Origin of the sequence: Streptomyces longisporus (assembly GCF_039532765.1) — a bacterium.
In the GTDB taxonomy this organism is placed as follows: Bacteria; Actinomycetota; Actinomycetes; order Streptomycetales; family Streptomycetaceae; genus Streptomyces; species Streptomyces longisporus.
On sequence record NZ_BAAASG010000008.1, the window covers coordinates 416670 to 436842 of the forward strand.

16 protein-coding genes and 1 pseudogene are annotated in these 20173 nt (G+C 68.5%); 10 read left to right on the plus strand and 7 right to left on the minus strand.

Features of this window, described 5'->3' with window-relative positions:
* Nucleotides 1–94: 94 nt before the first annotated feature.
* The 3 genes and pseudogenes from ABD355_RS44720 to ABD355_RS18935 form a co-directional block, all read left to right on the plus strand.
* A pseudogene (locus tag ABD355_RS44720) lies at nt 95–313 on the plus strand (extracellular solute-binding protein); the annotation flags it as partial.
* Nucleotides 314–398: 85 nt separating this feature from the next.
* Nucleotides 399–1082 carry a carbohydrate ABC transporter permease gene (locus tag ABD355_RS18930; RefSeq protein WP_344401628.1) on the plus strand — a complete coding sequence of 228 codons (684 nt, stop codon included), beginning with the start codon at nt 399–401 and terminating at the stop codon, nt 1080–1082.
* The gene (locus tag ABD355_RS18935; protein WP_344401629.1) at nt 1079–1966 is read left to right on the plus strand and encodes a carbohydrate ABC transporter permease; all 888 of its coding nucleotides are present in this window, start codon (nt 1079–1081) and stop codon (nt 1964–1966) included. The genes ABD355_RS18930 and ABD355_RS18935 overlap by 4 nt, the downstream gene beginning before the upstream one ends.
* Before the next feature lie 45 nt (nt 1967–2011).
* On the opposite strand, the gene ABD355_RS18940 is transcribed toward ABD355_RS18935, so the two are convergent.
* Nucleotides 2012–2800, minus strand: a complete 789-nt coding sequence (locus ABD355_RS18940; RefSeq protein WP_344401630.1) for a DeoR/GlpR family DNA-binding transcription regulator — start codon at nt 2798–2800, stop codon at nt 2012–2014.
* A gap of 329 nt (nt 2801–3129) precedes the next feature.
* Here ABD355_RS18940 and ABD355_RS18945 point away from each other — a divergent pair, with 329 nt between their 5' ends.
* From ABD355_RS18945 to ABD355_RS18955, 3 genes are all read left to right on the plus strand, one after another.
* The gene (locus ABD355_RS18945; protein ID WP_344401631.1) at nt 3130–4881 is read left to right on the plus strand and encodes a sialidase family protein; all 1752 of its coding nucleotides are present in this window, start codon (nt 3130–3132) and stop codon (nt 4879–4881) included.
* The gene (locus ABD355_RS18950; protein WP_344401632.1) at nt 4882–5343 is read left to right on the plus strand and encodes a hypothetical protein; all 462 of its coding nucleotides are present in this window, start codon (nt 4882–4884) and stop codon (nt 5341–5343) included. It abuts the gene before it with no gap.
* Between the two features lie 226 nt (nt 5344–5569).
* Nucleotides 5570–6106, plus strand: a complete 537-nt coding sequence (locus ABD355_RS18955) for a hypothetical protein (protein ID WP_344401633.1) — start codon at nt 5570–5572, stop codon at nt 6104–6106.
* Between the two features lie 134 nt (nt 6107–6240).
* Here ABD355_RS18955 and ABD355_RS18960 read toward each other — a convergent pair whose 3' ends face one another.
* The 3 genes from ABD355_RS18960 to ligA all read right to left on the minus strand — a co-directional run bounded on the left by ABD355_RS18960 (nt 6241) and on the right by ligA (nt 9547).
* Entirely contained in the window at nt 6241–6807 is a 567-nt protein-coding gene (locus ABD355_RS18960; protein WP_344401634.1) for a dihydrofolate reductase family protein, read from the minus strand.
* Nucleotides 6808–7018: 211 nt separating this feature from the next.
* The gene (locus tag ABD355_RS18965) at nt 7019–7195 is read right to left on the minus strand and encodes a hypothetical protein (RefSeq protein WP_344401635.1); all 177 of its coding nucleotides are present in this window, start codon (nt 7193–7195) and stop codon (nt 7019–7021) included.
* 267 nt (nt 7196–7462) lie between these two features.
* Complete coding sequence (ligA, locus tag ABD355_RS18970) at nt 7463–9547, minus strand: NAD-dependent DNA ligase LigA (RefSeq protein WP_344401636.1); 2085 nt, start codon at nt 9545–9547, stop codon at nt 7463–7465.
* A gap of 140 nt (nt 9548–9687) precedes the next feature.
* Here ligA and ABD355_RS18975 point away from each other — a divergent pair, with 140 nt between their 5' ends.
* The 3 genes from ABD355_RS18975 to ABD355_RS18985 all read left to right on the plus strand — a co-directional run bounded on the left by ABD355_RS18975 (nt 9688) and on the right by ABD355_RS18985 (nt 12300).
* On the plus strand, nt 9688–9927 hold the full coding sequence (locus tag ABD355_RS18975) for a hypothetical protein (RefSeq protein WP_344401637.1): 240 nt from the start codon (nt 9688–9690) through the stop codon (nt 9925–9927).
* Nucleotides 9927–10304 carry a fic family toxin-antitoxin system, toxin component gene (locus tag ABD355_RS18980; RefSeq protein ID WP_344401638.1) on the plus strand — a complete coding sequence of 126 codons (378 nt, stop codon included), beginning with the start codon at nt 9927–9929 and terminating at the stop codon, nt 10302–10304. Before ABD355_RS18975 ends, ABD355_RS18980 begins: the two co-directional genes overlap by 1 nt.
* A gap of 742 nt (nt 10305–11046) precedes the next feature.
* On the plus strand, nt 11047–12300 hold the full coding sequence (locus ABD355_RS18985) for an alpha/beta hydrolase family protein (protein ID WP_344401639.1): 1254 nt from the start codon (nt 11047–11049) through the stop codon (nt 12298–12300).
* A gap of 497 nt (nt 12301–12797) precedes the next feature.
* Here the strand turns inward: ABD355_RS18985 and ABD355_RS18990 are convergent, their stop codons facing one another.
* The 3 genes from ABD355_RS18990 to ABD355_RS19000 form a co-directional block, all read right to left on the minus strand.
* Nucleotides 12798–13928, minus strand: a complete 1131-nt coding sequence (locus ABD355_RS18990) for a glycoside hydrolase family 12 protein (protein ID WP_344401640.1) — start codon at nt 13926–13928, stop codon at nt 12798–12800.
* 234 nt (nt 13929–14162) lie between these two features.
* Nucleotides 14163–15185 carry a LacI family DNA-binding transcriptional regulator gene (locus tag ABD355_RS18995; RefSeq protein ID WP_344401641.1) on the minus strand — a complete coding sequence of 341 codons (1023 nt, stop codon included), beginning with the start codon at nt 15183–15185 and terminating at the stop codon, nt 14163–14165.
* A 324-nt stretch (nt 15186–15509) separates the two neighbouring features.
* Nucleotides 15510–18428: a glycoside hydrolase family 48 protein gene (locus ABD355_RS19000; protein WP_344401642.1), complete on the minus strand. Its 2919-nt coding sequence runs from the start codon at nt 18426–18428 to the stop codon at nt 15510–15512.
* Nucleotides 18429–18754: 326 nt separating this feature from the next.
* On the opposite strand from ABD355_RS19000, the gene ABD355_RS19005 reads away from it, so the two are divergent.
* A complete protein-coding gene (locus ABD355_RS19005) occupies nt 18755–20164 on the plus strand; it encodes a cellulose binding domain-containing protein (RefSeq protein ID WP_344401643.1) in 1410 nt (469 codons plus the stop codon).
* The last annotated feature ends 9 nt before the right edge of the window (nt 20165–20173 follow it).

The following is a 20173-nucleotide window of genomic DNA, read 5'->3' on the forward strand; positions in this document are numbered from 1 at the left end:
ATGAAGGCCCTTGACACCGTGCACGATTCATTGAGCATCATGTCGTTTGTTGATTGATAAAGCAGCAAATCACGCATAAAAGAACAGCAGGACGATCCGGTTCGTCGCGGCGAAGTACGACGACGACACCCAGGCCTACTGGACGGCACTGATCAAGGACTTCGAAGCCGCGAACCCCGGCTACCGGGTGAACCTCGAAGTCGTCGACTGGGAGCAGATGGACTCCAAGGTCAAGACGTACGTCCAGACCAAGCAGGAACCCGACATCCTCAACTACAACAAGTTCTCCGACTTCGCCCGCGACGGCCTGGTCTACCCGCTGTTCAGGCAGAAGATCCCAGGGGTTCGCGGGCCTCCGCAACTACACCGACCTGTTCGCCGAGGACGACCTGCAAGGAGTGCTGCTGCGTACCCTCGTATGGGTCATCGGCGTGGTCACCGTCACGATCCTGCTCTCGCTCGGCCTGGCCCAACTGCTCAACTCCCGGTTCCCCGGGCGCCGGTTGGTACGGTGGGCGCTGATCGTGCCCTGGGCCTCGTCCGTGCTGATGACGGCGCTCATCTGGCGCTGGATGCTCAACGACTTCTACGGCGTGGTCAACCGGCTGCTCATGGACCTCGGCGTGCTGGACGCCCCCGTCAACTGGCTGGCCGATCCCGGGCAGGCGCTGGTCGCGATGATGGGCGTGGCGGTGTTCGTCTCCCTGCCGTTCACCTCGTTCGTCCTGCTGGCCGGAGTGCAGAGCATCCCCGCCGAGGTGTACGAGGCGGCGCGGGTGGACGGCGCCGGACCGGTCCGCGGCTACCTGGCCATCACGTTGCCGCTGCTGCGTCCTTCGCTGGTGGTCGCCGCGATCATCAACGTCATCAACGTGTTCAACTCGTTCCCCATCATCTGGGCCATGACGCGCGGCGGCCCCGGCTTCGCCACCGACACGACCACCACCTACCTGTACAAACTCGCCTTCGACAACCAGTCAGTGGGGGAGTCGGCCGCCATGGCCGTCGTCAATTTCGGGTTGGTCCTGGTCGTGGTGCTGGTCTATCTGCGCGTCGTCCGCCGACAGGAGGACACCGCGTGAGCAGGACCGCCGTCATGCCCCGCAAGGCCGTGCCGCGCAGGAGGCCGCCACGACCGATGAAACTGCGCACGGTTCTGCTCACCGCCGTCGGATGGCTGGTGGCGGTGGCGTTTCTCGCGCCCTACGCGGAGATGCTGCTGACGGCGCTCAAACCGACACCCGAGCTGATGAAGTCCCCGCCGTCCTGTCTGCCCTCCCGCTGGCAGTGGTCGAACTTCACGCACATCTGGTCGCTCACCGACCCGCACGTGGGGGACGCGCTGCTCTTCTCGCTGTATGTCGCCGGGGCGGCGACGCTGCTCACCCTGGCCGTCGGCCTGCCCGCCGCCTACTACACCGCCCGGCACCGGTTCCGCGGGCGCGGCGCCTTCCTGCTGCTCGTGTTCGTCACCCAGATGTTCGCGCCGACCGCGCTGCTGGTCGGCATCTACCGGGAGATGGTCAGCCTCGACCTGACCGACACCGCGGAGGGCCTCATCCTGGTGAACGCGGCGTTCAACCTGCCGTTCTGCGTGTGGATCCTCAACGCGTACTTGGCGAGCATCCCCCGGGAACTGGAGGAGGCGGCCTGGCTCGACGGCACCGGGCGGTTCGGCGCGCTCACCCGTGTCGTCCTGCCGCTCGCGATGCCCGGTGTGGTGACGGCGCTCGTGTACACCTTCATCGGTGCGTGGAACGAGTACGTGGTGGCGCTCACCGTCACCTCGTCCAGCAACCGGATGACGCTGACCAGGGCGATTCCCGGCTTCGTCACCTCGTACCACGAGCAGTGGCAGTACCTGTTCGCCACTTCGATCATCGCCATCGTGCCGGTGGTCGTGTTGTTCGTCTTCGTGGAGCGCCACCTGGTGGCCGGGTTGACGGCGGGCGGTGTCCGCGGATGACGCCGGGATCCGCCCCTTTGACCGTCACCGGAGCGGCGTGCGGAGTCAGGCGCGGATGACCTCGACCCCGGCCGCCGTGAACGATTCGGTCAGCTGGTCCGAGGCGGTCTTGTCGGTCACCAGGACGTCGATGTCCTCCACCGGGCAGATGCGGGCGAAGGCCCGGCGGTCCAGCTTGGAGGCGTCGGCGACCGCGATGACCTGCTGCGCGCGGCGGGCCAGCGCCCGGTTGATGCTGGCCTCGCCCTCGTGGTGGGCGGTCGCGCCGTGGGCCACGTCGATGGCATCCACCCCGATGAAGACCTGGTCCAGCGCGATCTCGGCGAGCAGTTCGGTGGCCAGCGGCCCGATCAGCTCATAGGACGCCGGACGGGCCACTCCGCCGGTCACCACGAGCTTCACATGGCGCCGTACGACCAGCTCGTTCGCGATGTTCAGAGCGTTGGTCACCACCGTGACCGCCGTCTCCGCACCGCCGGAACTCAGGTCGGCGCGGGTGGCCAGCGCCCGCGCCACCTCGGTGGTCGTGGTGCCGCCGTTCAGCCCCACCACGGCGCCGGCCTTCACCAGCGCGGCAGCCGCGTGCGCGATCCGCTCCTTCTCCGGAGCGTTGCGCGCGGCCTTGTAGCGCAGTGGCAGGTCATAGGCGATGGCGTTGATCACCGCTCCGCCGTGCGTGCGGGTGACCATCTGCTGGCGGGCCAACTCGTCGAGGTCGCGCCTGATGGTCGCGGCGGAGACCCCCAACTCCTCTGCGGCCGGCTCGACTTCGATCCGCCCGTCGCGCGTCAGCATCTCGAGCAGCGCGCTCCACCGGGCCTGCGGTGCCGCCATGTCTCACAACTCTCTGTCGGTGGTGTACGCCACGAAGTGCGCACCTCCATGAAACCACAGCGCATGAATGGGTGTTTTATGGACGCCAAACGAGCAGAAGACTGCACCTTTCCCAGGCCTTTCCTGCGCCTCGCCACCCGCCGTGGGAAACGGTTCGAGTTCCCGCGACGGACGTCGCACGCCTCCCCGTAGAGCAGACGAAGCCCCGTCCCTGACGCCGCACACGATCGTCCCTCGTCCGACTCGGAACCCTTGAGGTGCTTGTGGCTCTTCTCTCCGCACTCTGTCGTCAGCGTCACCCGCGCTCGCGGGGGCGTGTCGTCCTCGGGGTGCTGGCGCTCGTCGTCGGCGCTCTGCCGAGCGTGTCGGCCGACGCCGCCACCCCGCGTTCCGGAACGGTCAGCGACACAGCACCCACGACGACGTGGAGCGCCGGTCCCTTCGCCGTTCCCAACGTCTCCGGCACCACCGGGACGGTGAGCTGCGGCAGCCCGCAGCTCTGCGACGACTACACCCTGAAGGTGTCGGTGCCCGTGGGCTACGACGCCGGTCACAGCCTGCGCATCGATGTCAAGTGGCCCGACACCGCCGCCGACTTCGACCTGTACGTCCTCGATCCGGAGGGCCACGAAGTGGCCGCGGCGGCCTCCGCCAGCGACCCCGAGAGCGTGCTGCTGCCGGCGGTGGCTGCGTCGTACACGGTGCGTGTGGTGCCGTACGCGCCGCTCGGCGACAGCTTCACCGGCACCGCGAGCCTGGTCGCCAACCCGGTCGATCCGCCACCGAGTACAGCAGTCCCCCCTACGTATGCGAACTCGTCGGCACCCGACGGCATCGCGCACGCACATGACGCCGGTGAACCCTCGATCGGCGTCGACCGTGCCACCGGCGCCGCGCTGTTCCAGGCGTACACCTCGACGCTCAAGGTCACCTATGACAGCGCCGGCGTCGCCACCTGGCAGGACAAGAGCGCGAGTGCGGCCAACGGGTGCCCCCAGGGCAGCACCACCAGCCTCGACCCGATCTTGTTCACCGATCAGGCCACCCACCGCACCTTCGAGTCGCAGCTGGCCGGAAAGACCGCCCTGACCTGCTACACCGAGGACGACGGCGAGACGTGGACGCCGACGGGCGGCTCCGGCATCAACTCCGGTGTCGACCACCAGAGCATTGGCGGCGGCCCCTTCGTCCCAGGCGGTCCGGGCCCTGTCACGTCGTATCCGAACGCCGTCTACTACTGCTCCCAGGACATCGCCGACGCCTCCTGCGCGGTCAGCCGGGACGGCGGTCTGACGTATGGGCCGGCCGTTCCGATGTACTCGCTGCTGGACTGCGGCGGCCTGCACGGGCATGTGAAGGTCGCACCGGACGGCACGGTGTATGTGCCGAACAAGGGCTGCGGCGGCAACCAGGCCGTAGCCGTCTCCGAGGACAACGGGCTTACTTGGAGCGTCCGCAAGAACCCCTCCAGCACCCCGGGTGACTCCGACCCGAGCGTGGGCATCGGGGCCGGCGGGACCGTGTACATGGGCTACCAGAACAGCGACGGCACCGCACGTATCGCCGTCAGCCACGACAAGGGCAGGACGTGGCTGTACGACCAGAACGTCGGGGCGTCCCTCGGCATCAAGAACATCGTCTTCCCGGCCGTGACCGCAGGCGACGACAACCGCGCCGCCTTCGCGTTCCTGGGCACCACCACCGGCGGCAACTATCAGGACGCGAACAACTTCACGGGCGTCTGGCACCTGTACGTGGCCACCACCTACGACGGAGGGCAGTCCTGGGTCACCGTCGATGCCACCCCCACCGACCCGGTCCAGAAGGGATCGATCTGCACGGGTGGCACCACCTGTGGCAAGGACCGCAATCTCCTGGACTTCAACGACATCACCCTCGACGCCCGGGGCCGTGTGCTCGCCGCCTACGCCGACGGCTGCACCGGCGCCTGCGCCACCGGCGGCGCGCAGAACTACGACGCACTGGCCTCCATCGCCCGCCAGACCTCCGGCAACACCCTGTACGGCGCGTACGACGCCATGGTCGCCGGCCAGCGCAAGAAGCCGACAGGAGGTCAGTAGGTGAAGTCCTGGCCTCTGGCTGCCGTACTGGCCGGCGTCGTCCTCGGTCTGGCGGCTGTCACCGGGTGCTCGGCGCCGACAAGGAATGCCGGGCCCTTGGCCGCCACGCCGATCGCCACCGCGCCCGGCGGCTGTCCCAGTGCCGCCTCACCGCCGATGCCCAAGGACTTCCCGGCGAACCTTCCGGTGCCCGATGGCGCGGTCGTGACCTCGATGGAGCGCCGCTCCGGCGAGCGGCTCGTCGTCGCCATGGTCGTCAGGAGCGGCTTCGACCGCACGCTGGCGTTCCTGCAGAAGCGGCTCCCCGAGGCCGGATACACCCTGCGGGAGGGCGAGGTGGAGGAGGACGACGCCGAGTCGAATTTCTCCTCCACGACCTTCGACGGCCGCTGGACGCTACGGAAGATGCCCGACTGCGGGGGAGGGGTGTACCTGACGTATCTGACGGCTCCGGCCGCCTGAGCCACGGCGGGATCGAGGTCTGGCCCGTTGTGCGGATGGTGCTGCAGCGGCCCGGTGAGCCGACGCGGACGTGATGAAACCGCGGTGCACGGCGCAGCGTCTCTGTGCCCAAGACCGGAAAACGTATCCGAGTTACGTCATCCCGGACCTGTATGAACGCTTTGAGAGGGGTGGGTTCGAAATGACACGCCGGAACCGTTTTCCGCATCGCGGTGTCACTCTGGGTATGGCCGCTGCCGCGGTGGCCCTGCTCACGAGCTGCACGCAGCACGGCAGCACCGCGACCAGCAGCACTCCGAGCGCGGCGCACACGCCTACTTCGTCGGCCGTGGCGTCCCCGGCGGCGAGTCCGTCGGCCGGGCACACGGCCGCCGGCTCTTTGGCCCGGGCTCACGGCTGCCGATCGCTGCCGGTGTCGCCCGCCGTCAAGCTCAGCGTCACGGCGGCCTACCGCAGACACGCTCAACCGCCTCTCACCCACATCGCCCCAGTCAAGGGCACCTTCTACTACGGCAGTTGCAAGGGGACCTTCTACGCCGGAACCCGCTTCCGACTCACTCCCGGCAGCACGGAGGCGGAGCAGGTCGCCCTGCAGGACGACGGAGCTGCGATGAAGTACTTCACCGATCGCCCGGGAGCCGGTTGGCGCTATGTGGCCAGCGACAGTTTCCCTGCCAATGCCCGCGGATGCGCCGGCATCACCCAGATCCCGGCCCATCTCGCCGCCCTGTGGAACGACTGCCGGTCCACGGCAGACCAATGACGATCCGTGGATCATCCCGGACTGACAGCCTCGCGGCGAAAGGCGCCATGACCAACATCGCTCTGCTCCTGGCCGTCCAGCCACCGTCATGACCGGTCTCTCGTCCGGCGTCCGGCTGTTTTGGGTGCTGCTGCTCAGCGCCTCGTCTCGTACCTGGTCAGGACCACGCCGCCGGGAAACGTCCGCGTCTCCACCAGGTTCAGGTTCACCCAGTTGTCCAGCGCGGTGAAGAACGGCGTGCCGCCGCCCACCAGGACCGGATGGGCGGCGATCGCGTACTCGTCGATCAGCCCGGCGCGCATGGCCGCCCCGGCGAGCGTTGCGCCGCCGATGTTCATCGGGCCGCCGTCCTCGGCCTTGAGCCGGGTGATCTCGGCGATCGCGTCGCCGGTGACCAGGCGGGTGTTCCAGTCGACCTTGTCGATCGTCGCGGAGAACACCACTTTCGGCGTGTCCCGCCAGTTCCGCGCGAACTCGATCTGCGCCGGGGTGGCGCCCGGCTGCTGGTCGCCGGTCGGCCAGTAGGAACTCATCGTCTCCCACAGCTTGCGCCCGTACAGGGACAGGCCACTCGCCTGCTCGTGCTCGAGCCACCACTGGAACAGCTCGTCACTGGGCGGTCCGCTCCAGCCGATGTCGTCGCCGGGCGCGGCGATGTAGCCGTCCAGGGTCAGGTTCATGCCGTAGACCAGTTTCCGCATGGCCCAGCCTTCCGTCCGTGGGTGTCCGGCTTATAGACCGGCGCGGCGCGAGAAACTCATCGGTGCGCGATCTGGGCTCGCCGGCAGTCCTCGTGCTCGGGGCTCAGCGTGGTGCACTCGGCCGACACGGGCAAGCGAGCCGTCAACCGAGCACTGGCCGTCGTCGGTCTCCGTAGCGGCCCTCGCCCTGGAGCGGCAACGCTGAAAGACCTCAGTGGACGGCGAACTCGATCAGCACCAAACCCCATGGCGCGAAGATCACTGGCGCTGAGATGAGCCAGCCCATCCTCCAGGAGGTCCTGGACCCGACGAAGACGCAGAACAACGCCATCAGCATCGTGTAGATCAGGAAGGCGTATGCGATGACATCCAAAACACCCGAACCCACCGTGCCTCCTCATGAGATCTGCCGCGCGGACGACGGCAGTTCCTTCTCGACTCCCGCGTAATTGAACATGTTCAAATCCTATGGGTCAAGCGTCGGGAAGATTGCACAGACGTGGTGGACGGTGCCTGTGACGTGGTCCCCGACGGGGACCAGCCACAGGCACGGGAAAGCCCCGGCTGGACGGGGGAGACCAGCCGGGGCCGTAAGTGGTGACGGGCGGGCCTGTTGCCTTTGTGGTGGTGAGCCGGGGCTCACCTGCCGGAGAGCTCAGTCGACGAAGTCGGCGACCAGGGCGGCGAATTCATCCGGGTTCGCCAGGCGGATGCCGAGGGTTTCGGCCTTGGCGCGCTTGGATCCGGCGCCGTCGCCGGCGACCACCAGGGTGGTCTTCTTGGAGACGCTGGAGGAAGAGCGGCCGCCCGCTCGTTCGATGAGCTCGTTCATCTGGTTCCGGCTGAGCTTCTCCAGCACACCGGTCATCGCGCCGGTGACCACGACGGTCATGCCCGCCAGCGGCCCGCCTGCCGCATCCCCGCCGCCGTCGGCGCCCGTGTCCCCGGTGGTCGGCGCGGGCGGGGTGGCACCGGGCTCACTCATGTTCACCCCGGCGGCGGCGAGCTTGTCGATGAGCGGGGCGAGTTCGGCCAGTTCGGCCACGATCGAGGGGGCCTTCTCGGTGCCGATGCCCTCGACCTGCTGCATCGTTTCCGTGTCGGCGGCGCGGATGTGGTCCATGGTGGCGAAGTACCGTGCGATACGGCGGGACATGGAGCGGCCGGTGCCGCGCACCCCGAGCGCGCACAGCACTCGCGACAGCGGCTGCCCCTTGGCCGTGTTGATCGCGGCCTGGAGGTTGTCGGTGCTGGTCTCGCCCATCCGTTCCAGCGCGAGAAGCTGGTCACGGGTGAGGGTGAACAGGTCGGCGAGATCGGTTACCAGGCCCGCCTCGACGAGCTGGACCACCCGGGTGGCGCCCAGGCCCTCGATGTCGAGCTGGTCGCGGCCTGCGGCGTAGGAGAGGGAGGCGACGAGGTGGCAGTTGCGGCCCTGTTCGCATCGCCAGCGCTCCTGGCTGGTGTCGATGGCGGATCCGCAGCGCGGGCACGTCTCGGGGAAGGCGATGGGCTGCTCCTCGCCGGTGCGCAGGTGGGCGACCGGGGCCTCGATGCGGGGGATGACGTCGCCGGCCCGGTGGACCATGACGCGGTCGCCCAGGCGCAGGTCGCGGCGGGTGATGTCGGCCGGGTTGTGAAGGGTGGCGTAGGTGATGGTGGCGCCGTCGATCTCCACCGGCTCCAGGACGGCGCGTGGGGCGATGATGCCGGTGCGGCCGACGTTCCACTCCACCCCTAGCAGCCGCGTGATCTTCTCGACGGCCGGCAGCTTGTAGGCGATCGCCCACCGCGGAGCGCGCGAACCCGACCCTGCGGTCTGCTGGTCGGCGGCCAGGTCCGTCTTGATGACGATCCCGTCGATCCCGAACGGCAACTCGGCCCGCAGCCCGGCGATCTCCTGCACCCGGGCCAGCACCTGCTCCACGGTGTCGGCGGTGACGCCGGGCACCGCGGTGGCGGCGGTGGTGTTGATCCCCAACGCGGCGGCCTGCGCCATCAGATCGCTGTGCGCGCTCGCGCCCAGCCGCGCGGCGAGTTCGGTCTCGGTGTCGGCCATGGGCAGCAGGCCGTAGCCGAAGAACGTCATCGGCATGGTGTAGGAGCGCTCCTTGGCGCGCAAGGTGCCCGCAGAGGCGCCGCGCGGGTTGGCGAACGGCTGCCCGCCGTGCGCGGTACGCACCTCGTTGGCGTGCTCGAACTGGGCGGTCGTCATCAGGACTTCGCCCCGGACTTCCACGGTGACCGGCTCGGCGAGTTCGGTCGGCAGGCCCTCGATGGTGCCGATCGCGTGCGAGACGTCCTCCCCGGCCGTCCCGTCCCCCCGGGTGATCAGCTGTCTCAGGCGGCCGCCGGTGTAGCGGGCGGCGACCGCGAGCCCGTCCAGCTTCGGCTCGACACTGAACCGCTCGACCTCGTGGCCTATGCGCCGGGCCAGAGAGGCGGCCCAGGAGGTGAACTCCTCCGGCGAGAACACGTTGTCCAGACTCAACATCGCCACCGTGTGCGGCACATCGCCCACCACCGCACCGCCGGCGACCTTCCCCGTCGGCGAATCCGGCAGCACCCGGTCAGGATGTTCGGCCTCCCATGCGGCGATGCCCCGCACCAGCCGGTCGTAGGCGTCGTCATCCAGGGGAGAGGAGCCGCCCCCGTAGTAGGCGGCCGACGCCTTCACCGCGTCCTCGACCGCCTGCGCGTAGGCGGCTACATCCGTGATCACAGCTGCAGGTGTTGTCATGCCCTTCATCCTGCCTGCCACCACTGACATTGCCCGGGCGGCGGGACGGCCCCGACGGGTGTCAGATCGCGGCTGCAGGCCAATCCCGCCCTGCGCCGGAAGGCCGTTCACGCCCTGGTACCACCTGTTACCATCAGAGGATGGCGAAGACACAGAAGGGCTGGCGGGTCGACGACGAAATCGCGGAGCTGGCCACAGCCCGGGCCAAGGACCGCGGAATGAGCGTCGGCGACTACATCGCTGCTCTGGTGCGGGAGGACGTCGGCGGGATGCGGCAGCGGGGCCTGGACGCGGCCAGGCGCTTCCTCGACGAGCACCAGGCGGTCTTTGACGAGGCCGAGGACGCCGACCGCCGCTCCTCGGGGGCACACGCCGCGTAATGGACCTGCATATTGACGTCCCCTGGATCCTCCAGGTCGCGGAGGTCGCAGGCGCGGCAGACCCCGCCCCCGACGACTACGGGATACCCGTGGCCGCCGTCGCCTGCCACAGAGCCGAACTGCTGGAAACTCCCGTCTACGAAGGCCCCTACGCACGCGCCGCCGCGCTGGTGCACATCCTCGGGCGCTGCCGCTGGCTGGAGCGCTCCAACATGGCCGTGGCCGCGGCCACAGGCGTGATGTACCTGGAGGCCTCCGGGATCCCGGTCAAGCCCACCCGGGAGGACGCCGTCGCCCTCCGTGACATGCTGCGCGATCCAGCCTGCACCACCGCACGCCTCGCCACCCTGCTGCAGACCTGGCCGCGATCCACCTGAGCCGCACCACAAGGCACGGGCATACAGGCGGCCTGGTCTTCCGCCTCTGCCCTGAGCCCGCATGCGCTTCCGCTGGAGCAACGCGGGCCACGCGCAGATGGACGGCTCGACGGGCCCGTGCCGAGGCCGTGCGCCGGGGCGGGCGACGCCACGGGGTCGCCTCGACCGAGCCTCCCTGCCGTACGGCCTGCACGCGGCCGGCCCGACGTTCGCCGACGTCGACCTGGTCGTGGGCAGCCGCATCGGCGGCACCCCGCCCGCCAGACCGGGCGTACGCACCTCGGCCTCGACAGCGAACGGACCCTACGACGGAGGCGACCGTGCTGGTCGTCGACGGCGCCTACAACAGCTACGACACCGAGACCTACCACGTCCCACCTCCGACGGGAGCGCCCGGGTGGCAACCCGACCCGACGACCCGGGCCGGCGGGATCGGCGCGACGTACGAGGCCGCCACCAACCACCTCTGCTGGCACGAAGTGGCTGCGCCCGGCAGAGCGTGCCGCGCATCGCAGACGGCGGCAAGGAGAGCACCGGCTTATCGCATGCCCCAGTTCAGACCAATTCCCTGAAGCCGGTTCAGCCTGCGGATGTCAGCCCACGGGTCGATACGCGCCTCCCGTTGGCCAACTGTGGGCGGATGCCCCCGCAGTGGCAAGGGTGACAACGTTCTGACCGCGTTCACGGACTGCCGGACCGGCGTGCCGTGACATATCCGGGAATCAAGAACTGGGGAGGGTCAGTGACCACCACGCCGTTCACAAGCCGGGACGGGATGACGCGCCGCCGGATGATGGCCGCCGCGCTCGCGGCCGGGGCCACCATGCCGCTCATCGCCGCGAGCCCTGGCTGGGCCGACCAGGCGTCGGCCGAACCGGGCGCCATGCCGGCCCCGTCCGGCTCGGCCCCGGCGCGCTTGACGTTGCCGAAGCCCAACGGCCCGCACCCTGTGGGCGTGGTGGAGCTGCACCTCGTCGACACCTCCCGCCCCGATCCCGACGCCGGCCCCGGCCACTATCGCCAGCTGATGGCGAGCCTCTGGTACCCGGCCCGGGCCGACGCCGATCGGTACCCGCGCGTGCCGTGGATGCCCGCCGCCGTGCTGCGGTCGTTGCTCGCCTCCGCCGACTTCCCGCCCGACGTCGTCCTGGCCCCGCTGACGGCCGGTCACGAGGGTGCCCCAGTCCACCGTACGGGCGGGAGGCTGCCCGTAATCGTGTACTCGCACGGCGCCGGAAGCCACCGCTCCGACCACACCGTCATCGTGCAGGAACTCGCCAGCCACGGCTACGTCGTGGTGACGGTCGACCACATCAACGACGCGTTCAGCCAGCTGCCCGACGGCCAGGTCATCACCCCGATCAGGGACGGCCGACACGCCATGCACGCGGTGGACTACGCCACAGACATCCGCTTCGTCCTCGACTGCGTCGAGCAGCTCGCCGCCGGGCACAACCCCGACTACGAACGTCGGCCACTGCCCGACAGGTTGTGCGAGGTGCTCGACACGTCACGCCTCGGCATGTTCGGCTGGTCCAAGGGCGGCACCGCCACTGCTTGTGTGTTGCTGACGGACCGGCGCGTGCGGGCCGGGCTGAGCCTGGACGGACCGATGCAGCCCGGCCCCACGCCCACGATCACCACCGACCTGCACCGGCCGTTCATGATGATGACCGCCGAGTTCACCCGCGCCCAGGACCCGAACGTGGCTGTCTTCTGGTCCCACTTGAAGGGCTGGCGCCTCAACGTCCAAGCCGACGGCGCCATCCACCCGTCCTACGGCGACACCCAGGTCCTCATACCGCAGATGTCGAAACTGGTCGGCATGAGCGACGAAGAGCTCAAGGCCTGGATCGGCACCCTCGCCCCGGCCAGAGCCGTCAAGATCCAGCAGGCATACCCGCTCGCCTTCTTCGACCAACACCTGCGCCACCACCGCGCCCACCTGCTCGACGGCCCCTCGCGGACCTTCCCCGAAATGCACTACCTGCCGTAGTGAAAGCGGTCCAGCCGGACCCACTTCAGCAGCGGCAGAAAGTCCTACGGGCCAACACGCCATCTGCTGTACCGCTCCTGGCATGGGGTTGTGCGAACTGGTCCCTTGTCGACTACAGCACCCCAGAAGGCCGCATGTGGGGTTGTTCCCCGAAGACCTCACTCTGGCCGAACGCCTCTGCGGTCGGCTGGACGGACGAGACGACTTTCCGAGGGCGCCCTCCGGTCCGTACTGCCTGGATTGCTGAAACCGCAGCATTGCCGTGGGGCCGCATGGGCCCGCTTTCAAAGATCATCTAGTGGTGGATCACGGTGAGGGGTGGTGAAAAGGCTGCCGCCGACTTTTCCGTCGGGCCAGGGTCTGGGGCGTCGACGACAGGGGAGCAGGGCTGGGCGCGATCGCTGTGACGTCGTCTTCTGCCCAGCACTGCCGAACGGGTGCGGGGCCCGCCGGTCCGCGGGGCGGAATCGGGCGGGCCCCGTGTGGGTGGCCGTAGGTCAAGCGGTGGTGCAGGCTGTGCCGTTCAGGCTGAAGCCGGAGGGCTTGGCGAAGGCGCCGCTGTAGGTTCCCTGGAACCCGAAGGACGCCTGGCCGCCGGCGGTGATCTGCTCGTTGTAGCCGATGTTGCTCGCCGTGACAGCTCCCGACGAGGGAGAGACGTTCGCGTTCCAGGCGCTGGTGATCTGCTGTCCGGAAGGCAGGGTGAACGTCAGTTTCCAGCCGTTCACCGGGGAGGAACCGGTGTTGGTGACGGTGACGTCTGCGGTGAAGCCGCCCTGCCAGACGTTCGTGGCGTACGCCACCTTGCAGGCGGCGGAGCCTCCGGGGCCGCCCGGGTCACCGGAGGAGCCCTTGTTCACGGTCGAGGAGAACGAGGTCAGGGCGAGGCCCGTGCCGTTCTGCCATGGTTCGAAGCCCGCCTGAATACTCGTCAGGTACCAACTGTTCTGCGCCAGTCCGCGGGAGATCGCCTGCCGCGCGAAGTCCATGACGTCGAAGGACCAACTGCTGATCGCCGACGGTGCGACGAACGACAGCACGTCGTTGGAGCCGTTGTTGCCCGACCACACCTGCCACTCACGCCCGGCCACGGTGGCGGTGCCGACCGGCGAACCCACGGGTTGAACGGATCCGACCCTGTTGAACCAGATCATGATCTCGGTTCGGTTCACGCCGTCGGTGCGGGGCGTGGGGTCGAGCCAGATGTCGTAGGCGGCGTCGTACGCCGCGTCGTTCACATAGCTGTACGAGGTGCTCGTGGGCGCGCTGGAGATGGTGCCGAGCTGAGCGGGGAGGTTGGTTCCGGGCGAGCAGTTGGTGTAGTGGCAGCCGTTGTAGACGGACGGGTACGACTTCGGAGCGCCGTTCGTGGGGACGGATCCGTCGGCCTGGGTGATCCTGAAGCCGGAGTCGGTGACGGCGATGCACTGCGTGGCGCTGGTGCCCCAGCGGTTGTTCTGGACGACGTAGCGGCCCTGGATGGTCGTCGACCCGAATGGTTCGCAGACCGTGGTGTCGGCCTGGGCCCCCGACGCGGTGGTCAGAAGCGCGGCGAGCGAGACGAGCGAGGTGAGCAGCGCGCCGAGCATTCCCCTCGCGCTGTGGGCATGGTGTCGTGAAGGTCGCATGCGGATCCTCTGGGGAGGGATGGGGGATGGGGGGATCTGCGGGAGCGCTCCCATTGACGGCGATTGGGAGCGCTCCCATTCCGCCGTTCGGCACGGACACTAGAGATGGTTCAGGTCCATGACAAGGCTCTCGGTGCAAAGAAGGGCGAGCCGATTTGGGAGCCGCAGGTCAGAAACGGTCTGCATCACAGCGTGCGGCATGAGAGGCGCCCCCGGGGATACGCCGAGCGACGGTCAGGTGGACTCGCGCACCATCAGCTCCGTGCGGAGGATGACGTGCCGCCAGGCCACGGCGCCCTCCTCCATCTCTTCCAGCAGCAGCCGGACCATGGCCCGCCCCATCGCCTCGATCGGCTGACGCACCGTGGTCAGTCGCGGTGTCGTCCGCTGAGCCAGCGGAAAGTCGTCGAAACCGATCACGGCGACGTCCTCCGGCACCCGACGCCCAGCCGAGTGGAGCGTCTCCAGGGCTCCCGCAGCCGTGGTGTCCGACGCGGCGAGGACGCCGTCGATCTCCGGATGCCGCCGCAGGAGCGCGGCCATGGCACGGCGTCCGCTCTCCGTCGTGAAGTCGCCCTCGGCGACCAGGGTCTGCTCGCCCTCCAGGCCCGCCAGCGCCAAAGCCTCCTGGTAGCCGCGCAGTCGGCACTGCGTCACGTACATGTCGGCCGGCCCGGTGATGGTGGCGATCGCTCGGCGGCCCCGCTCCAAGAGATGGGAGACGGCGCTGCGGGCTCCGCCGACGTTGTCCACGTCCACGTAACTGACGTACTCGTCGCCGGAGCGGCGCCCCAGCAGCACGGTCGGCAACCGGGCCTCGGCAAGCATGTCCGGCAGTGGATCGCCGGCGTGCACGGACATCAGCAGAACGCCGTCGACCCGGCCGCCGCGCGCGTACTCGAGGAAGCGCTGCCGCTCGGCATCCGAGCGGACCAGGGTCAGCATCAGCTGCATTCCGGTGTCGGACAGTGCGTCCCCGAGCGAGCTGACGATTTCGGAGAAGAAAGGCTCGGCAAACTGCCGCCAGTCCGGTTCCGTCATGACCAGGGCGACCGCGTCGGCCCGCCGCCCGGCCAGTGAACGGGCCGCGAGGTTGGGCACGTAGCCCAGTTCCTCGATGGCTCGCTGCACGGTCCGGCGTGTCGACTCCTTCACGCCTGCCGCGTTGTTGATGACGCGGGAGACGGTGCCCCGTCCCACCCCGGCGCGGGCAGCCACCTCCTCCAGCGTCGGCGTCCCCGGCCGCCGTCTGCCCATGACCACCTCCCCCCACGAGATCACCGATCTTACGGGGGCGGAGGCGCGAGCACACGACTTTGCCAGGGGCACGGGAACTGGTGAGCGACCTGGCCGCATGGATCAGGACAGTGTTTCGTTTCCCTTCTGCATCTGTGTGATTTGGGAGCGCTCCCGTCCATGATGGAATGGGGGTACGCGTACGGGGCATTGCCGGTTGGCGAACTCGCCACCGAAGCACCCGGTTGGTGTGACGGCCGGGCGGTCCCCTGTGCGGGTGGGGCCGCCCGGCCGGGTGACCCCGTCTCCTTGTGACGGGGTCGCGCACGCGGAGCCAGGCGGGGGCTACTCGAGTAGCTCCGCGTACGAACCCATGGCCAGGGCGATGTCCGCCTGGGCCCAGAACCGGTGGTAGGTGAAGACGGGCGCGGCGCCGCCCTTGAGATAGGTCTCGATCTTCGACCACGCCGGGTCGTTCTTGTAGAAGGACCTCAGCGAGAGGAAGGTGGACGTGGAGTTGATCGCGTCCCCGTTCGGCATCGTGCCGGTCCAACCGCTGGGTACGTAGACGCTGTCGTTGAACCTGCTGTAGTCGGTGCGGGTTTCGGGGACGGCGATGCCCAGGCTGTCCTGGTAGTTGTTCCACATGCCGTCCAGCAGCGCCTTCGCCGTCGACTTGGCGGTGGCGTCACCGGACTTGGCGCCGTAGTACGTCAGGACCTTGGCGTACGCGGCGGCCACGCCGACGTCATTGGTGTAGTCGGCGACGGTGACGTGAAGCCCGCTGTTGGAGCCGGGACTCGACGCGTTCCAGGTGTCGGGCTGGCCGGACCACTGCAGCGTGGAGGGGATCTGGTAGGTGCCGTCCGGGTTGATCGTGGTCTTGGACAGCGCCCACTTGACCCACTTGTCCAGGATCGACTTCGCCTGGGCGTTGCCCGTCTGCTGGTAGAGCTCGGCGACCCGCTCCATCGACCAGGCCTGGAAGCCGAACCACTGGTTGGACGGCGGGTCGTGGTACACCGGGGCCTCGTCGTAGTACATCCCGTAGAACGTCGACTTCCCAGCCGGCGGTGTCGCGTACCGGCCCGCCCAGCTGTTGGTCGCGCCACCCGCGATCCCGCCCTCGGACGACTGCAGCCACTGGTAGAACTCCAGCTGCCGCTGCAGCGACTTGGACCAGTCCGTCGCCCCGGTGGCCGACTTGGGCTTCAGGTCGGCGTAGGAGCTGAGGGCGTAGGCGGCCAGCGGATTCTGGTAGCCGCTGTGGGCGTAGCTGGAACCGATGCGCCAGGCCCAGCCGCCGCTCGTGTCGTTCGAGCCGCCCCAGGCGTAGTACCAGGACAGCAGGTAGTGCGAGGCGTCCTTGCCGGTGCCGGCCGGGCAGGTGGACGGACCGACACAGTTGCCGATCTTCTTGAAGTACTTGTCGTACATCGCATAGCGCAGGTAGTCGCCCATCTTCGCCGCCTTGCCGACGGTCGCGGAGACGTCACTGCCCCTGCCCTGCTGCTTGGCCCACACATCGGCCCAGTACGCGGCCTGCACGGCACGCGCGTCGGCGTCCGGTGCGTCGGTGAACTTCCACTGCTTGGCGTACGACGAGTCACCCGTGAAGAGATCCAGATAGCCGTTCTTGCCGCCGTACTTGAAGGCGTCGCAGGTCGGCTGCGGCACCGTCTCCCACACCGACTCCTGCGGCCCGCGCTGGAAGGTGTTGATGTACGACGGGCCCTTCGCCGTCGGACCGCCCTCGCAGGTACCGCCAGGCGTGTCGCCGTAGCCGTAGACGTTGTCGACGTCCTGCAGCCAGTGCATGCCGTAGACATCGTCCGTGTTGTACGTCGACTTCAGCTCACTGGCGAGCGGGTCCGAACCGACCGACACGGACGGGTCGAGCTTCGACGGATACTGGTCCGGCGTGTCCTCCTCGGGCGCGTAGGTGTCCGGCTTGGAGGCGTTGTAGAAGGAGTTGGTGGGCTGGTCGGCGTGGGTGGGGATCATGTACTTCTCCATGAGGGCCCACGCGCCGTTGAACTTGGACCAGTCACCGGTGACTTTGCCGTACATCGCCTGCAGCCACAGCAGATAGCTGTACGCCTCCGAGGTGGTCTCGTGGCCCTGGTCCGGGGCCTCGACGATCAGCGTCTCCACCGAGTGGTACGGGATGCCGTCGGGGGAGAAGTAGCCGTTCGCCGGGTTGGTGATCTTCCCGTAGAGGTCCAGGAAGCGGGCGTCGTACGTCTTCGTACCGCCGATCTGCGTCACGGTGACCGTCGCCTTGGCCAACCCGGCGGCCGTCGACTCGAAGGTCGCCGCGCCGGTGCCGGAGCTGTCGGCGGTGATGGTGACCTTCTGTGGAGTGCTCCAGTTCGACGGCGTGAAGGTGAGCGAGGCGCCGCCGGTCACCGACAGGCCCGAATTGCCGCCCGCTCGGGTGGTGTTGACGGTGACGTTCGAGGACGGCTGGGCGGACAGCTTCACCTCGTACGTGCCTGTTTTGCCCTGCTGTACGGCGAGCTGGTTCGTCGACGCCACCACGGCGGGCCCCGAGGCGACCGTGATGCCGACGGGCGTCGACTCCGCGGAGGCGCCCAGGCTGTCGTAGGCTTTCGCCACCAGCGAATGACTGCCCACGGTCAAGCCGGAGGCGGAGAGTGTGTAGGGCGCGCTGGTGTCCGTGCCCAGCAGGGTCGTGTCGTCGTAGAACTCGACCTTGCTGATCGTCGCGTTGTCGGCCGCGGCGGCGGTGGCCGCGAGCGGGACCGCGTCGCCCTGTGTGTACACCGCGCCCGCGCTGGGGCTGGTCAGCACGGTGACCGGCGGCTGGTGCGCGCCGGCGCAGGTGGTGCCGTTGATCGCGAAGCTGGTGGGGGCGGTGTTGGTGCCGCTGTAACTGAACTGCGCACCGGTGGAGACGGCTGCGCCCGCGGCGATCTTCGCGTTGTACCCGGCGTCTTTCACGGTGACCGCTGAGCCGGACTGCGACCAGGTGCCGTTCCAGCCGTTGCTCAGCTGCTGGTTGCCCGAGTAGCTGTACGTCAGCGTCCAGCCGTCGATGGCGGCGGTACCGCGGTTGGTGATGGTCAGGTCGGCGGTGAAGCCGGAACCCCAGTCGTTGGTCTTGTAGTCGATGCTGCACTGAACACCGGCCGCCTGCACAGTGGTTGCGCCGGCGGCGAGCATCGACAGGGGCAGGGCGAACGCTGCCGCCACGGCGGTCCACATCCGCCGTACGGCTCTGCGTTTACGTCCGGGATCCATGCGCTGGTTCCTCCTTGATCACGCGACTCGTGGGGAGAGGTCAAGACTTGAAACCAGTGGGAGCGCTCCCATGGTGGGGATCGAGGCGGGCGCGGTCAAGACGTTGAGGAGTTGAAAGTTCAAAGCGGCTCGTCGCACCGAAATATTTCGCAGGACCCCTATGAAACCCGCCCGGTTGACGCTACGTTCGTCCGCACCAGTGGGAGCGGTTCCAATCAGTCGACGCGTCCGTCACGGCGCGCCAAGCTGCAAGGAGTCGCTCATGCGACCCCCCCCCGCGTTCAGTACTTTTAGCCGTCACCGGCGCCTCCGCCCTTGTCGGGGCCATGACCATTCCCGTGGTGACGGCGCAGGGAGCGCAACCCGCCTGCTCGGTGGAGTACTCGGTCACCAGCCAGTGGGACAGCGGCTTCCAGGGTTCCGTGAAGATCACCAACAACCTGGCTGCGCTGAGCAGTTGGAGCCTCAGCTTCGACTTCGCAGGCGGTCAGAAGGTCACCCAGGGCTGGAACGCCAAGTGGTCCCAGTCCGGCACCACCGTGACCGCGGGCAACGAGAGCTGGAACGGCTCCCTCGGTTCCGGGGCGAGTGTCAGCGCAGGCTTCGTCGGCTCATGGTCGGGCAGCAACGCCGTGCCGGTGGCTTTCCAGCTCAACGGCACGACCTGCAACGTCGACACCGGTCCCACGGCACCGCCGCCGACCGATCCACCGCCGAACCGCACCGCGCCCGCGCTGCATGTCTCGGGCAGCAAGCTCGTGGACGCCGATGGCACACCGCGCCGACTGCTCGGCGTGAACCGCTCCGGTGGCGAGTTCATGTGCGTACAGGGCCGCGGCATCTGGGACGGGCCGATGGACGACGCGGCGATCGAAGCGATCGCCGACTGGAAGGCGGCCGCGATCCGCATCCCGCTCAACGAGGAATGCTGGCTGGGACTTTCCGACATCAAACCCGAGTTCGGCGGAGTCAACTACGTCAATGCCGTCAAGGAGGTGGTCGCGCGAGCCGAGGCGCACGGGCTGACGCCGATTCTCGACCTGCACTGGACCTACGGTCAGTACACCGGTAACTCGGCCGGCTGCTCGGACGTGCACGCCGGCTGCCAGAAGCCCATGCCGGACGCGCGGTACGCACCGTCCTTCTGGTCCTCGGTGGCAGGCGTCTTCAAGGACGACCGTGCGGTGGTGTTCGACCTGTTCAACGAGCCCTACCCGGACCGGGCGACCGCCGACGCGACGGATGCCTGGAAGTGCTGGCGGGACGGAGGCACCTGCCCGGGGATCTCCTACGAGGTCGCCGGCATGCAGGATCTGGTCGACGCCGTCCGCGCGGCGGGTGCGAAGAACGTCGTCATGGCCGGCGGGCTCGCCTACTCCAACGACCTCAGTCAGTGGCTGGCGTACAAACCCGCCGACCCTGCGGGCAATCTCGCTGCCGCGTACCACGTCTACAACTTCAACGCCTGCGTGAGCGCCGGCTGCTGGAACTCCACCCTCGCCCCGGTCGCCGCCCAAGTGCCGCTGGTCGCCGGGGAGATCGGCGAGAACACCTGCTCGCACTTCTTCACCGACCAGGTCATGAAGTGGTTCGACGACCACAGCCTGTCCTATCTGGGCTGGACCTGGAACACCTGGGACTGCTCCTCCGGTCCCTCCCTCATCTCCGCCTACGACGGCACACCCACCGCGTACGGCGTCGGGCTGCGCGACCACCTGCGCGCCCTCACCCCGTAACTCCCCACA